The sequence below is a fragment of the Gelidibacter salicanalis genome (assembly GCF_016469035.1).
Lineage (GTDB): Bacteria > Bacteroidota > Bacteroidia > Flavobacteriales > Flavobacteriaceae > Gelidibacter > Gelidibacter salicanalis_A.
Genome location: NZ_JAEHJZ010000039.1, coordinates 80,832 through 96,149 on the forward strand (window position 1 = coordinate 80,832; position 15,318 = coordinate 96,149).

Annotated in this window: 13 protein-coding genes; 12 read left to right on the top strand and 1 reads right to left on the bottom strand. The window is 35.6% G+C overall.

Features of this window, described 5'->3' with window-relative positions; all coding sequences use genetic code 11:
* Positions 1-13: 13 nt before the first annotated feature.
* The 4 genes from JEM65_RS16195 (at position 14) to JEM65_RS16210 (ending at position 4,210) form a co-directional block, all read left to right on the top strand.
* Positions 14-1,327 (top strand): DUF2254 domain-containing protein, encoded by a 1,314-nt coding sequence (locus JEM65_RS16195; protein ID WP_199601741.1) that lies wholly within the window; start codon positions 14-16, stop codon positions 1,325-1,327.
* 65 nt (positions 1,328-1,392) lie between these two features.
* Positions 1,393-2,256, top strand: a complete 864-nt coding sequence (locus tag JEM65_RS16200) for an acyl-CoA thioesterase (RefSeq protein ID WP_199601743.1) — start codon at positions 1,393-1,395, stop codon at positions 2,254-2,256.
* Between the two features lie 41 nt (positions 2,257-2,297).
* Positions 2,298-2,984 carry a glycerophosphodiester phosphodiesterase gene (locus JEM65_RS16205; RefSeq protein ID WP_199601745.1) on the top strand — a complete coding sequence of 229 codons (687 nt, stop codon included), beginning with the start codon at positions 2,298-2,300 and terminating at the stop codon, positions 2,982-2,984.
* A complete protein-coding gene (locus JEM65_RS16210) occupies positions 2,981-4,210 on the top strand; it encodes an NAD(P)/FAD-dependent oxidoreductase (RefSeq protein ID WP_199601753.1) in 1,230 nt (409 codons plus the stop codon). Before JEM65_RS16205 ends, JEM65_RS16210 begins: the two co-directional genes overlap by 4 nt.
* Positions 4,211-4,216: 6 nt before the next feature.
* Here JEM65_RS16210 and JEM65_RS16215 read toward each other — a convergent pair whose 3' ends face one another.
* On the bottom strand, positions 4,217-6,421 hold the full coding sequence (locus JEM65_RS16215) for a response regulator (RefSeq protein ID WP_199601761.1): 2,205 nt from the start codon (positions 6,419-6,421) through the stop codon (positions 4,217-4,219).
* 445 nt (positions 6,422-6,866) lie between these two features.
* Between JEM65_RS16215 and JEM65_RS16220 the strand changes: the two genes are divergently transcribed.
* From JEM65_RS16220 to JEM65_RS16255, 8 genes are all read left to right on the top strand, one after another.
* Positions 6,867-7,979 carry a diphosphomevalonate/mevalonate 3,5-bisphosphate decarboxylase family protein gene (locus tag JEM65_RS16220; protein ID WP_199601763.1) on the top strand — a complete coding sequence of 371 codons (1,113 nt, stop codon included), beginning with the start codon at positions 6,867-6,869 and terminating at the stop codon, positions 7,977-7,979.
* Positions 7,980-8,033: 54 nt separating this feature from the next.
* Positions 8,034-8,963: a mevalonate kinase family protein gene (locus tag JEM65_RS16225; protein ID WP_199601765.1), complete on the top strand. Its 930-nt coding sequence runs from the start codon at positions 8,034-8,036 to the stop codon at positions 8,961-8,963.
* Between the two features lie 65 nt (positions 8,964-9,028).
* The gene (locus JEM65_RS16230; protein WP_199601767.1) at positions 9,029-9,931 is read left to right on the top strand and encodes a geranylgeranylglycerol-phosphate geranylgeranyltransferase; all 903 of its coding nucleotides are present in this window, start codon (positions 9,029-9,031) and stop codon (positions 9,929-9,931) included.
* Between the two features lie 67 nt (positions 9,932-9,998).
* Positions 9,999-10,910 carry a pseudouridine synthase gene (locus JEM65_RS16235; protein WP_199601769.1) on the top strand — a complete coding sequence of 304 codons (912 nt, stop codon included), beginning with the start codon at positions 9,999-10,001 and terminating at the stop codon, positions 10,908-10,910.
* Between the two features lie 447 nt (positions 10,911-11,357).
* Positions 11,358-12,767 (top strand): arginine decarboxylase, encoded by a 1,410-nt coding sequence (locus tag JEM65_RS16240; RefSeq protein ID WP_199601771.1) that lies wholly within the window; start codon positions 11,358-11,360, stop codon positions 12,765-12,767.
* A gap of 69 nt (positions 12,768-12,836) precedes the next feature.
* On the top strand, positions 12,837-13,781 hold the full coding sequence (speB, locus tag JEM65_RS16245; protein WP_199601777.1) for an agmatinase: 945 nt from the start codon (positions 12,837-12,839) through the stop codon (positions 13,779-13,781).
* Positions 13,768-14,745, top strand: coding sequence for a deoxyhypusine synthase family protein (locus tag JEM65_RS16250; RefSeq protein WP_199601785.1), 978 nt, complete (start codon positions 13,768-13,770; stop codon positions 14,743-14,745). Before speB ends, JEM65_RS16250 begins: the two co-directional genes overlap by 14 nt.
* A gap of 2 nt (positions 14,746-14,747) precedes the next feature.
* On the top strand, positions 14,748-15,086 hold the full coding sequence (locus JEM65_RS16255) for a hypothetical protein (protein ID WP_199601779.1): 339 nt from the start codon (positions 14,748-14,750) through the stop codon (positions 15,084-15,086).
* The last annotated feature ends 232 nt before the right edge of the window (positions 15,087-15,318 follow it).

Here is a 15,318-nt window from a genome sequence, read left to right on the forward strand (position 1 = left end):
AAGTATCTCATTTATGAAAAATCAATTTTACCGCATTATTGAATATATCATTAAGCTAGAAAGCAATATTGCGTTCTATCCCTCGCTTATTAGTTTGTTGGGGCTTTCATTTGCATTTTTTATGTATTATTTGGAGAGCTGGGGCGTCTCGAAATACTTAATTGAAAATGCCCCACTTTTGGTAATTAATAATACAGAAACGGCGAGAAGCTTATTATCCACTTTTATAGGAGGCTTAATTTCTATCATGGTATTTAGTTTTTCTTTGGTAATGATTTTGCTCAATCAGGCCTCGAGCAATTTTTCACCACGGTTACTGCCCGGATTGATTTCTAATAGAAGACATCAAATTATTTTAGGAATCTATAATTCTACACTTTTATACTGCATTTTCACTTTGGTATCCATAACACCAACCGGCGATAAATATCAACTTCCTGGGTTTTCAGTATTACTGGCCATTGTTTTTATGACCTTATGCTTAGGGGCATTCATTTATTTTATCCATTCCATTTCACAACAAATACAGGTTGGGACGATTATGGATAAAATCTATGATTCAGCTTATGACAGATTAAGTCGATTGATAGAAAATGAGAAATCAATCGAAACCCAATTTCCAGATACGTCAAGTTGGAATGAAGTAATTTCAAATAAATCAGGTTATTTTCAGGATATTAGCTTAAATGCACTTGCCTCTTTTGCCAAAGAAAAAGAGATTAAGATTGAGATATCACAAATAAAAGGCACCTACATTTTAAAAAGTCTTCCGTTATTTAGATATTCTGGTGCTGAATTGGATGGAGATACCTTAGACCATGCACTCCGAGCTTTTAACTTTTCAAAAAATGAAATCGTAGAGGAAAATTACGTCTTGGCATTTAAGCAAATTACAGAAATTGCGTTAAAAGCCATGTCCCCCGGTATCAATGATCCAGGTACGGCAATTAATGCCATTGATTATATGACGGAATTATTTGTGCTCCGTATGAAAAAGCGAGACAGCAGTTATCTCTTTGATGATGACCATGCCTTTATAAGCATCAAAACAGTAAGTTTTGAAATGTTGATGTATAATGTGATGGCCGCCTTACGTACCTATTGCAAACATGATATTATTGTAGTTCAAAAACTATTCATGATGCTCGAGTATTTATTAGGACATGCTGAGGCTTTTGATCAGCTCTATAGAAAAACAATTGTCAATGAGATTGGTACATTGTACCAAGATGCTATCGCCAATCAGAAAAATGAAACGGATTTGTCGGTAATAAAAAAACAGATGGAGAAGTTAAAAACTTTAAATGAATCAGATTTTACAATTTAATACTTATTTAAATTTAGAAGTCCCCCCATTTAAATACCTTTGAAAAGCTTAAACACGTTAAGACAATGACTGATGTAACCGATTTAATTGAGCTTATCGCTTTAAAGGAAATTCATCCCGCTCAATTTGAAGGCTTTAGTAAAACTGTAGGTAGTCCTAATGTGTTTGGAGGTCAAGTGTTGGCCCAAGCGCTTAATGCTGCAGCCAGAACTATAAGCAATAAACGAGTGTTACATTCCATGCATTCCTATTTTTTGGAAGCGGGAGATTTAGAACTACCTATAATTTATACGGTAAACATCACCAGAGATGGCGGGAGCTTTTCTGTAAGACGGGTTACTGCAGAGCAAAATGACGTCACGATCTTTATACTTTCTGCTTCCTTTCAGAATCAAGAAGAAGGTCACAACCATCAAATCAGCATGGCAGAGGGCATCAAACAACCTGAAGAGTTAATGGGTTGGTCAGAAATTTTAGAACAGTTTGGAGAGGTCATTCCAAAAAAAATGAAAAGCTTTTTGGAAGTCGATCGTCCGGTAGAATTCAAGCCTGTTGAACTAGTCAATCCTTTCAATTCAGAAGATTTACCTGCTTTCACCAATGTATGGTTTAAGCTAAAAGGGGATGCTTCTCATTTAGATCTGGCATTAAAACAACAGATTTTAACCTATGTTTCAGATTATAATATTTTAGCTGCGGCCATGAATCGTCATGCCAGTAAAGCACATTGGGGTAATACCCAAACGGCAAGTTTGGACCATTCTATGTGGTACTTTAGAGATTTCGATTTTGACGATTGGATGTTGTATTCTATGGAGTCTCCTAATGCTTCTGGCGCGCGCGGATTTGCAAAAGGAAACATCTTTACTAGAGACGGAAAACTTGTAGCCTCCGTAGCGCAGGAAGGATTGATGCGTCCTAAGAATTAGAATAACATTTCAAAACTAAAACTTCAAACAACCACTTTTAAGTGAACAACATACAAAAAATAGGACATAGAGGCGCCAAAGGTCATGTGGCAGAAAACACTTTGGAATCTATCCAAAAAGCGTTGGATTTAGGTGTGGATGGTATTGAGATTGATGTGCATTTATGCCAAACTGGAGAGTTGGTGGTGTTTCATGATTTTACTTTAGAACGCTTGACGGACGGATTTGGCGAAATTGCCATGAAATCTCTTGAAGAGTTGAAAGACTTGAAAGTCCACGGACAATTCAAAATTCCGACCTTGCTTGAAGTATTGGATGTAATTGATAAAAAATGCATACTGAATATAGAGCTGAAAGGCGACCGCACGGCTTTTGAAGTGTGTAAGAGCATACAGCTTCATACAGAAACAAAAGATTGGAGTTTTAAAGATTTTAACGTGTCCAGTTTTAATCATGAAGAATTAACCACGGTATTTAATATCAACAAAAATATTCCGTTAGCTGTGCTTACTGAAGGTAATCTTAATGTAGCGCTAGATTTTGCTAAATCTATAAATGCGAAAGCCATCCATCCGGAGTACCATCTGTTAACGAAAGAATCTGTGCTAAACATTCAAGATTTAGGTTATAAAGTCAACACCTGGACCGTCAATACTGTTGAAGATATTACGCTTATAAAATCGTTTGGCGTAGATGGCATCATCTCAGATTTTCCAGACCGCTTATGAATTTTAAAGATGTAATAATTATTGGAGGCGGGGCGGCAGGGTTTTTTGCGGCTATCAACATTGCTGAAAAACAGCCACATTTAAAGGTAGCCATCCTAGAACGTGGTAAAGAAGGTCTGCAAAAGGTAAGGATTTCTGGTGGTGGTCGGTGTAATGTGACCCACGCTGAATTTATCCCTTCTGAATTGGTCTTGAACTACCCTAGAGGTGAAAAGGAACTGTTAGGTCCTTTCCATAAGTTTATGACTGGAGATACCATCGATTGGTTTGAAAAACGAGGAGTTGCACTTAAAATAGAAGAGGATGGGCGGATGTTCCCGATTTCCGATTCTTCGCAAACCATCATCGATTGTTTTTTAACCGAGGCGGATAAGCATAAGGTTGAGGTGTGCTATAATGAAAGTGTAAAAAAGATAGAACCGTCTTCTCAGAATGAATCCGGAGATATAGAGCATCATTTTAAAATCGAAACACACTCCGACACATTTTTCTGTAACAAACTGGTTGTTGCTACAGGAAGTAATTCTAAAATATGGAAATTGTTAGAAGATATGGGGCATAGTATTTCTAAAGCTGTTCCCTCACTTTTTACATTTAATATAAAAGACCAACGAATTAATGACATTCCGGGCGTGGTCGCTCAAAACGTGGACATTAAAGTTGTCGGTACAGATTTGTTTTCTGAAGGCCCATTACTGATGACACATGTGGGCATGAGTGCGCCCGCCATTTTAAAGCTTTCTGCCTATGGTGCGATTGAACTGGCACAGCGGAACTATAAATTTGAAATTGAAATTAATTTTGTCAAACAAACTTTTGAAGCGTGTATACAGTGTTTAAAAGAAAGTAAACTCAACTATGCTAAAAAAACGGTTTTTAAGTCGCCACAATTTGAGCTTCCAAAACGCTTATGGCAGAAATTGGTTTTAGCATCAGATATTTTGCAAGACACACGATGGGCGGAGTTGAACAAGCAACAGCTCGACAACCTATCTGGTCAGCTTACCAAGGCGGTTTTTAATGTAGATGGCAAAAGTACTTTTAAAGAAGAGTTTGTTACCGCAGGCGGTGTAGACCTCAAAGAAATTAACTTTAAAACCTTTGAAAGTAAACGTTACAAACATCTTTATTTTGCGGGCGAAGTCCTAAATATTGACGCGGTTACGGGAGGTTTTAACTTCCAAAATGCCTGGACGGGGGCTTATATTGTCTCTCAATCCATATAGTTTAGCTCAATCCTGCTGAACATTGCGGTACTTTAGGATAATAGATTTAAACTCCTCAAAATCATAGGGTTTCGTGATAACATGATTCATGCCACAAGCCATTGCTTTACTATGAATTTCAGAAGAGTTTAGGGCAGTTAAGGCCAAAATTGGAATGTTAGGATTAAACAATCTGATATGCCTAGTGGCTTCAAACCCGTCCATATCTGGCATATTGATATCCATTAAAACCAGATCAAAATCTTTTTCTTTTACAAGGCAAATGGCCTCCTTGCCATTTGTGGCAGTACCAGACATATAGCCAGGAATTTTCTCCACGTTTTTTTGAGTGATCATCAAGTTGATGGTATTGTCATCCACAACAAGTACTTTGGTAGGAGTATCGTTTAATTGAGCGGATTGGTGGTATATTTCTTCTAATGATTTGGCTATTTCAAAGTCGATGTCAAAGTAAAACGTACTGCCTTCATTAGGTTTTGATAAAAATTTGATATCCGCATTGTAACTTTTAAGCAAGGTTTTTACAATATAGAGTCCTAAACCTGATCCGGAACTGTTTTTTTCTAGAAAGGTTTTGTTTTCAAAAGCATTAAAAATAATATCCCTGTGTTTATTTTGAATTCCTATTCCTGAGTCTTTAATCTCAAAAAGTATATTAACATGAGTGTTGGTGCGCTTTTGTTCAGTAAGTTCAATAGATACAGAGCCTTTGGAGGTATATCTAATGGCATTATAAGATAGGTTGATTAATATTTGACTTAAAACCACTTTGTCGATGAGTAAATATTCATCCCAATTATTTTTTTCTACATTGGTGTAAAGTATCAGTCCTTTTTCATCCGCCGAAACTTTTATTGAACTCGAAATTCTATTAACCAACTTTAGTATGTCGGTGGGTTTGAGATGTAGTTTTTTATTTTCAAACTTTAATTTTGAGATTTGTAAAACATTGTCGATAAGTACTGAAATATAATTACTGGAAGAAATAAGTGCGTTCAAGTATCCTTTTCTTTTTTCAGGTGATTGTTCCTGTTCAATTAATGTGGCAAGACCATTAATGCCATAAATAGGAGTTCTGAGCTCATGACTTAAGATAGAGAAGAATTCGAGACGTTCTTTGTCAATAATTTTCAACTTCTTATTGGACTCCTTTAACGTTAAATTCATTTTTTGGATGCGTTTTTTAATCTTATTGTAATAAAAAAATAAAATTACCAATGCACCGAGCAATAAACCCAACACTATCGTAGCCACTAAAAAGATTTTGGACAAGGCTTGGTCTTGTTTTGTTGTAGAATTGGCAAGTTGAAGCTCATTTTCAGTACTAATGATTTTGTAAATAAGATCGCCGTTTTTGGAGAGTTTATTTTGATATTCCTTAATAGTAATATATTTTAAGGAATCTGATTTTAGAAGATAATAATTAGCCGAATCTGCATGTTTAGTGCGTTCGTTAAAATATCTGAACTTGTAATAATTTAAGGTGGCAAGTTGGTTTAAAGGGATGGTATTGTGTTTCTTTTTAAAATGAATTTGATCAGGATCTATTGTAAAGAGAAGCCCGTATCCTTCCTCAAACTGATTTAAATTAATCAGAGATAATGCTTTGTAGTAAGAAAAAGTCATTCTCATTCTTTCCTTTTCAGCCATTTCATCTTCAGTGGCAAACGTATAAGTGTCTAATCTGAGAAGAGCTACATTTGAAAATTTTAAAGAAACGTCATATTTTCTGAGAGCATAGTTTCTGATCAGCTTTGATCCCAAATTATAAAAAATATTAATACTATTAAGTTGATAGGAGTGTTTTAGGGCAATAGGGCCAAGACTGTCAAATTTTTTGTAATTTCTTGCGTTCACATAAGTTCTTGACAAATCAGTCAATGTATGGTCAACCTCAACTTTATTATTAAGGGAGTCAAAAAGTTGAAAAGCCCTAAGGTAGTATGACTCTGCAGTTTCATAACTTTCTATCCCCGAAAAAATAGTGCCTAATTCTTGATTTGTATTGGCTAATAATAATGGTAGGTTATTTGTTTCTGCATAGGTAATATCATTATTTAAAAGCAGGGTTGCTTCATATATACTATCTGCAGAAATAAGTTGATTTAATCTGTCATTCTTGTAAGTATGCTCCGTATTGAGTTGCGAAAAACTACAATAGGGCATGCAAATCAGGGTTATTAAGATCAAAATCGATTTTAAAAAATTCATTATTTGGGTATGGATTTTAAAAAAAAACAATAAAATAACGACAAACGTACAAATTTTATCGATTAGTGTCAGTTGCTGTGATAATAAAAGATTTGGAAATATGAATAAATACTATGGCATAATACAGATGTTTATAAATCAGCAAGGCGTCTCTGTCTTGTGTAGATTGTGAGATTTAGGTTTATATTCAGTTCATTCATTGACTGTTTGCTCAATTTTCTGCGTAAAAGTGCCTTAAACTGAACCTTAGTGTTCAAAAATTAAATAGAAACACTTTTGAGCGACCATTTAAAATTTAGGTGCAACCTTAAGCTATAATTACATGATGAAATTGATGGTTGTGCTATTTAACTGTGGAAAAGACGAATCGGATTTCTTATTTTTGTAGGCACTACTGTGAAAATTTGTCTATTGAGATTACTTTTTTTCCGAAAAAAAACTGCACATGACTGAACACGATTTTGTATCACTTACCTATGACACCAACATCCAAGATGGAAAAGTTACTTGGGAATCTCCCAGTAATATAGCCCTAGTGAAGTATTGGGGCAAAAAAAAGGATCAAATTCCTGAAAACCCATCGTTGAGTTTTACCTTAAGCAACTGCAAAACAATTACCACATTAAGTTTTACTAAAAAGGAGACTTTAGATAAGTCCTTTACTTTTGAGGTGTATTTGGATGGTGGGTTAAAGGAAGATTTTAGACCTAAAATTCAGACTTTTTTTGAACGTATAGAGCAGTATATGCCTTTTTTACGTCAGTATGCCTTTAAAATTGAAACAAAAAACACCTTTCCGCACAGTTCAGGCATTGCGTCCTCAGCCAGTGGCATGAGTGCTTTGGCCTTGTGTTTAATGAGTGTTGAAAAACTATTAGCTGCTGAGAGTACGGTGCAAGTGCCGGAAGATTTTTTTAGCGCCAATTATTTTAATCAGAAAGCTTCTTTTTTAGCGCGTCTAGGATCAGGAAGTGCCTGTAGAAGCATTGAAGGCGATGTGATAGTTTGGGGTAACACAGTGGTTATTGAAGGCAGTACCGATTTGTTTGGTATCAAATATCCTTATCAAGTTCATGGAAATTTTGAGAATTATCAGGACACCATTTTATTGGTGGATAAAGGCGAAAAACAAGTGAGCAGCACGGTAGGTCATGATTTAATGCACAACCATCCTTATGCCAAAAATAGATTTCGGCAGGCTCATGACAACTTAGCCGATCTTAAGGTGATTTTAGAATCGGGAGACTTAAATGCCTTTAATGCATTGGTTGAGAGTGAAGCGTTGACATTACACGCCATGATGATGACCAGTATGCCCTATTTTATACTGATGAAACCCAATACTCTAGAGATTATTAATAAAATTTGGAGTTTCCGACAAAAATCAGGGTTACATATTAGTTTTACGCTAGATGCAGGAGCTAATGTGCATGTGCTTTATCCGCAAGATCAAAGTCAAGAAGTCCTACAGTTTATTAAGAGTGAGTTAGTTGCGTATTGTCAAAACGGGCACTATATTTGCGATCAAATTGGTTTCGGTGCCATCCAAAACCAATAATAATGCTTATATTTGCCCAGTAAGGCACTGCAACAGTAAACTGAAGATTATACAATGAAAGGACCTCTATTTTACTCTAAAATTCTACTTTTTGGCGAGTATGGTATCATAAAAGATTCCAAAGGCTTATCTATACCTTATAATTTTTATAACGGTGCGTTGAAAACTGACGGACTTCAATCAGAGATTTCCATCAAATCTAATGAGAATCTTAAGAAGTATGTAGCATTCTTAAAAGACATCAGCCCAGAACTGGTAACTTTTGATCTAGAGATTTTAGAAAAAGACATCAATGCAGGCATGTATTTTGATTCCTCAATTCCGCAAGGATATGGTGTGGGGAGTAGTGGTGCCTTGGTTGCAGCAATTTATGATAAATATGCGTTCGATAAAATTACTGTTTTAGAAAACTTAACGCGTGAAAAACTAATGACCTTAAAGTTGGTTTTTTCTGAAATGGAATCGTTTTTCCACGGAAAATCTTCAGGTTTAGATCCTTTAAATAGTTATTTGAGTATTCCTATTTTAATTAATTCCCAAGATCATATTGAAGCTGCGGGTATTCCGTCGCAAAAAAGTGATGGAAAAGGTGCCGTGTTTTTATTAGACAGTGGTATTATTGGAGAAACAGCACCAATGGTAAGCATTTTTATGGAAAAAATGAAACAGGAAGGGTTTCGTAAAATGCTTAAAAATCAATTTATAAAGCATACCGATGCTTGTGTGGACGACTTTCTAAAAGGAGATTTTAAATCCTTATTCGGCAATACCAAGAAACTTTCAAAAGTGGCTTTGAATCACTTCAAACCGATGATTCCTCAGCAATTCCATGCTTTATGGAAAAACGGACTGGATACCAATGATTACTATCTTAAATTATGCGGTTCAGGCGGTGGCGGTTATATTTTAGGTTTTACTGAAGATATAGAAAAAGCGCGACAGTCTCTTAAAGATTACAAACTGGAAGTGGTTTATAATTTTTAAATTCCTAATGATGCCTTTTCAAACTCCATTCCATAGTCACTGGGTTTTACTTTAAACCGGTCTTTATGCTATCCAGAAAACAAAAACACCTATTACTTAAGTTTTTTAGCATGTTTTCTGTGGTTAGGGGCTATAACATTCTGGTCATGGTCTTTGCCCAATATTTGACCTCCATTTATATATTAGCACATGACAAACCTTTACGGGAAGTGGTGCTCGACCTGAATTTATTCATGTTAGTACTGGCTTCAGCGTCTACAATTGCGGCGGGATATATCATCAATAATTTTTATGATTCTGAAAAGGATTTAATCAATCGGCCCAATAAATCAATGCTGGACAGATTGGTGAGCCAAAATACTAAGTTATCCTTCTATTTCGTCTTGAACTTTTTGGCCGTGGTTATGGCAAGTTATGTATCGTTTAATACGGTTATTTTCTTTTCACTATATATTTTCGGGATTTGGTTTTATTCACACAAATTAAAAAGACTGCCTTTTATAGGGAATCTCACTTCTGCAGTTTTGACCATTACCCCTTTCTTTGTGATTTTTATTTATTATAGAAATTTTGAAACGGTAATCTTTTTTCATGCCATGTTTTTGTTTTTAATCATTTCGATGCGCGAATTGACCAAGGATTTGGAGAATATTAAAGGCGATTTAGCTCAGGGGTATCGCACCATTCCGGTAGTTTATGGAGAAAATGTTTCAAAAATAATGTTGTCGGTTTTGGCTATTTTTACCCTGATACCAACACTCTTGCTGATCACCTATTTTGATATTGGATACATGAACTATTTCTTTTATTTAAGTACTTTTTTGTTGGTTGTAGTGTTCTTAATGTTATGGAAATCAAAAACCAAAACACATTATCTCATATTGCACAATATTTTGAAATTTATCATTGTAGCGGGCGTGTTTTGCATTGTTTTGATCAATGTAAACGTTGTATTGAATAGGATTTGATGAAAATCGTAAATTCAAGCTCTAAAATAGTGATATAATAAAGTATCTTTGCCTAAAATTTTAAGTCATGAGTAGACATCAAGGGAGTAGTGGAAAAGGAAAATCTTCAGGAAGAGGTCAGGGCAAAAGTGGTTCTGCCGCTTCAGGAAGAGGAAGTGATAGCCCTAAAAGTAAGAGCTATGCTAGAGGGAATGCTCCGATGAAAAAAGACTCAAAAGACGTTTCAAGACCATCTTTTGATAAAAAAGCACCCGCTAAAAAATCCAATCCAGATGAAATTAGATTGAACAAATACATCGCCAATTCTGGCATTTGTTCACGTCGTGATGCTGATATGCATATTTCTACCGGGAATGTGACCGTTAATGGAAAGATTGTTTCAGAAATGGGTTATAAAGTGAAATTGGATGATGATGTTCGTTTTGATGGCGCACGGATCAATCCAGAAAAGAAGGCTTATGTTTTACTTAACAAACCAAAAGGCTTTGCAACTACAACCAGCGAGGGTAAAGGGAGAACAGTGATGGATTTAGTGGCTAATGCTACAACATCACGTATTAAACCAATTGGTCGTTTGGGAAGAAACTCCTTAGGATTGATTTTATTTACTAACGACGATGTGTTGGCACAAAAATTCACCAATTCCAAAAAAGGGGTGCCAAGAGTGTTTCAGCTAGAACTTGACAAGAACTTAAAGTTTGAAGATCTTAAGAAAATCCAAGAGGGACTGACTATTGAGGGTAAATTCATCAGTGTGGAGGAAATTAGTTTTGTGGACGGTCAGGCCAAGAACTTTATTGGTTTAAAAATCAAAAATACGGGTAGTACAATTATTCGTACCATTTTTGATCATTTAAACTATGAAATCGTAAAATTGGACTGTGTGGCAATTGCCGGTTTAACCAAGAAAGATATTCCTCGTGGCCATTGGAAACACCTTACAGAACAAGAGATCAACACCTTAAAAATGCTTCCCTAATTTTAAGGAGCTATAAACTTAAATTACAAAGCAAAATATCCACTCATTATACGGCTTTAATGATCACAGGACTAAGGTCTTATGGGTCTTTCTGCTGTATTTTTTTTCAAGCATTACTGACTTCAGCTATTGAGGGCAAATTTTTATCCTTTGCATCTTGTTTTTTAAATTTTTTATACTTCTTTTGCACTTCATTTGCTGAACCCTTGAATCGTGTTTTTACGTTTGGGCTTTTGAATTTTAAGAAGTCAATTTCAAAAGCAACTTATAAGATAAGTCACCAGATTTTAAAGCTTACTTCTAATTATCGAATTTCCGATAGCAAGCACCTCGATTTCGTGTGTGTTCCTTCGCATCAGCAAATTCAGGTATGATTTTCATTATTTATCAGGAATTTATAACTCTAATTGATTTTTTTTTCAGAATTTTAAAACTTAATAACCCATAATGAATACAAAATATATTGATCTCATCAATCAAACCTTTTATTTTCCACAAGATGAATTTAAACTGGAAGACAAAACCCTTCAGTTTCACGATATCGATTTGATGCAATTAGTGGAAGATTACGGGACACCATTAAAGTTTACCTACCTACCTCAAATCTCAAATAATATAGGACGTGCCAAAACCTGGTTTAACAAAGCCATTAAAAAGCATAAATACAAAGGGAAGTATCATTATTGTTACTGTACTAAAAGCTCTCATTTTAAACATGTCTTAAATGAAGCTTTAAAAAATGATATCCATATTGAAACCTCTTCAGCTTTTGATATTGATATTGTTGAAAAATTAAAGAGTGAAGGTAAAATTACAGATAAGACCTATGTGATCAGTAATGGTTTTAAACGTGCACAATATGTTACAAACATTGCGAGATTGATCAATAGCGGACATAAAAACTGTATTCCAATTATTGATAATTATGAAGAAATTGATTTGCTGTCCCAAGAAATTAAAGGCAAGTTCAATATAGGTATTCGTATTGCATCAGAAGAGGAGCCTAAGTTTGAGTTTTATACCTCTCGTTTAGGTATTGGCTATAAAAATATTCTCCCTTTTTACAGAAACCAGATTAAGGAAAACAAAAAAGTAAAGTTAAAAATGCTTCACTTTTTTATCAATACCGGCATCCGTGACAATGCCTATTATTGGAATGAACTTTCTAAATGTTTAAAAGTGTACACCAGTTTAAAACGCATCTGCCCATCCTTGGATAGTTTGAACATTGGTGGCGGTTTCCCAATTAAAAACTCCTTGGCATTTGATTTTGACTATGAGTACATGGTGGATGAAATCATCAATCAAATCCAATTGTTCTGTGAACAAGAAGAAGTAGATGTGCCAAATATCTTTACAGAGTTTGGAAGTTTTACCGTAGGAGAGAGTGGCGGTGCCATTTATGAGGTACTGTACCAAAAACAACAAAATGACAAGGAAAAGTGGAACATGATCAATTCATCGTTCATTACCACGCTTCCTGATACCTGGGCCATTAACAAACGTTTTGTCATGTTGCCTATTAACCGTTGGAATGATAGTTATGAGCGCGTATTGTTGGGCGGATTAACTTGTGATAGTGATGATTATTACAATAGTGAGCAGCATATGAACGCTATTTACCTTCCTAAGTATAATAAAGAGAAACCTTTGTATCTTGGCTTTTTTAATACAGGAGCCTACCAAGAAACCATTGGTGGATTTGGCGGATTGCAACATTGTTTGATACCTTCGCCAAAACATATCCTGATTGATAAAGATGAAGATGGTAATTTTACAACCAAAGTCTTTAGCGAACAACAAAAAAGTGAAGATTTACTAAAAATATTAGGTTACAACGACACGGATGAGAGCTAAAAGCTTCTCAATATTAATAACATTCTAACACCAATTGTATTTTACTTTTAAAATAATAATTATTACAAAATGAACAGTAATATAACGTATGCGGGAATACCTGAGGAATATTCCAAATTAGACAATGCCAAAATCGTATTGATTCCTGTGCCTTATGATGGTACCAGTACTTGGCAAAAAGGTGCCGACCAAGGTCCAAAAGCGTTTTTGGATGCTTCTGAAAACATGGAGCTTTATGACATTGAAACAGAGACCGAGGTTTACAAACAAGGTATTTATCTTGCGGATGCCGTGACGGAAAATTCATCTCCAGAAAAAATGGTTGATGCCGTACACCAAACGGTAAAGAAATATATTACTCGCAACAAGTTTGTGACCGCTTTTGGTGGAGAACATTCCATTTCTATCGGCACCATTCGTGCTTTTAATGAGTGTTTTGATAATTTGACCGTGCTTCAAATTGATGCACACGCTGACTTGCGTAAAGAGTATCAAGGTTCAAAGTGTAACCATGCTTGTGCCGTTTATGAAGCAAGTCAAAACACCAATTTGATTCAAGTGGGGATCAGAAGTATGGATGTTATTGAGACCACGGTGATGGACAAAGAAAAAACTTATTTTGCCCATGATATGGTCAGTGATGAGTTTTGGATGGACAGCGCCATTGATCAAATGACCGAGAACGTGTTTATTACTATTGACTTGGATGCTTTTGATCCTTCTATCATGCCATCCACAGGAACACCTGAGCCAGGTGGACTGCTTTGGTATGAAACTTTAGACTTTTTACGCAAAGTCTTTGAAGAGAAGAATGTGGTAGGGTTTGATATTGTGGAACTATGTCCAGACGCGGAAGAAAAATCGTCAGATTTTCTTGCCGCAAAATTATATTACAAAATGTTAAGCTATAAATTCTTGGATGATAATGTAGAAGACGGGTACGAAAGTACCTTTAACGACTCAGCTTCAAGTACAAACAAATTTTCTAAATTCGATAATGATGACGACAACTAAAGGACCTATTTCCAATTTTCTTGAAAAATATTACTTACATTTTAACGCTGCGGCGTTAGTAGATGCAGCCAAAGGCTATGAAGCACAATTGGAAAAAGGCTCAAAGATGTTGGTGTCTTTGGCTGGTGCAATGAGTACAGCGGAGATAGGTAAGATTTTTGGTGAAATGATCCGTCAAGATAAAGTGCAGATCATTTCATGTACAGGTGCCAATCTTGAAGAAGATATCATGAACTTGGTAGCGCATTCACATTACAAACGTGTGCCTAACTACCGTGATTTAACGCCTCAGGAAGAGTGGGATTTAATGGAAAAAGGATTGAATCGTGTTACAGATACCTGTATCCCAGAAGAGGAAGCCTTTAGACGTTTACAAAAACATATTGTCAAGATCTGGAAAGATGCTGAAGCTAGTGGTGAACGCTTTTTCCCACATGAATTTATGTACAAAATGTTGTTGAGCGGTGTGCTTGAAGAGTACTATGAAATTGACATTAAAAATTCTTGGATGTATGCTGCAGCAGAGAAAAATTTACCTATAATTGTACCAGGTTGGGAAGATAGTACCATGGGTAATATTTTCGCCAGCTATGTTCTTAAAGGAGAATTGAAAGCAAGTACCATGAAATCTGGAATAGAATATATGACGTTCTTGGCCGATTGGTATACAAATAATTCAGAAAACGGTATTGGTTTCTTCCAAATTGGTGGCGGTATTGCGGGAGATTTCCCAATATGTGTGGTTCCAATGCTTTATCAAGATATGGAGCGTAAAGACACGCCATTCTGGAGTTATTTCTGTCAAATCAGTGATTCTACTACAAGTTACGGTTCGTATTCAGGAGCCGTGCCGAATGAAAAAATAACCTGGGGTAAATTAGATATTGACACCCCTAAATTTATAATAGAAAGTGATGCTACCATTGTAGCGCCACTTGTATTTGCCTACCTATTAGACATGTAATTATGAGTAACAAAAGAGACAATCTAAAACGCGTAATCGTCGACTTTAAAAAATTGACACCAGAAATTCTCTCGTTGTTGGTAGAGAAATATCCTGATGGATATGATGATGATAATATCATTACCTTTAAGAATGCCAATAATGAAATTGTAGAAGCGGTTGAGGTGACTACAAAAGACACTAAATATTTAGTGAAAGTCAGCACGAAGCTTCAGGTTACTATGGAGAATTATGATGAAGATGACTATGAGAATTTTGAGGGCGATGATCCAGATGCAATTCAAGACCCTGAATTGGGTGAGGATGATCCGGAGGTTGAAATAGACGAAGACGTTGATTAGTTAAAAGGTAAGAACAAAATTTATAGTGCCAATGAGATTGGTGCGACAACATACAATTGAAAAAGTTGCCTACATATGGGCAACTTTTTTTGTTTAAACCATTTTAAATTAGTGAAACTCAATTTTTAAAAGTTGCGAAGCAATGAATTAAAAATTGTTAGTTGAACTAATCCCGCTTTTTAGCGGGATCCTTGGGTTTTATTCCCCGACGCTCTGCGTCGAAATAAAAAAG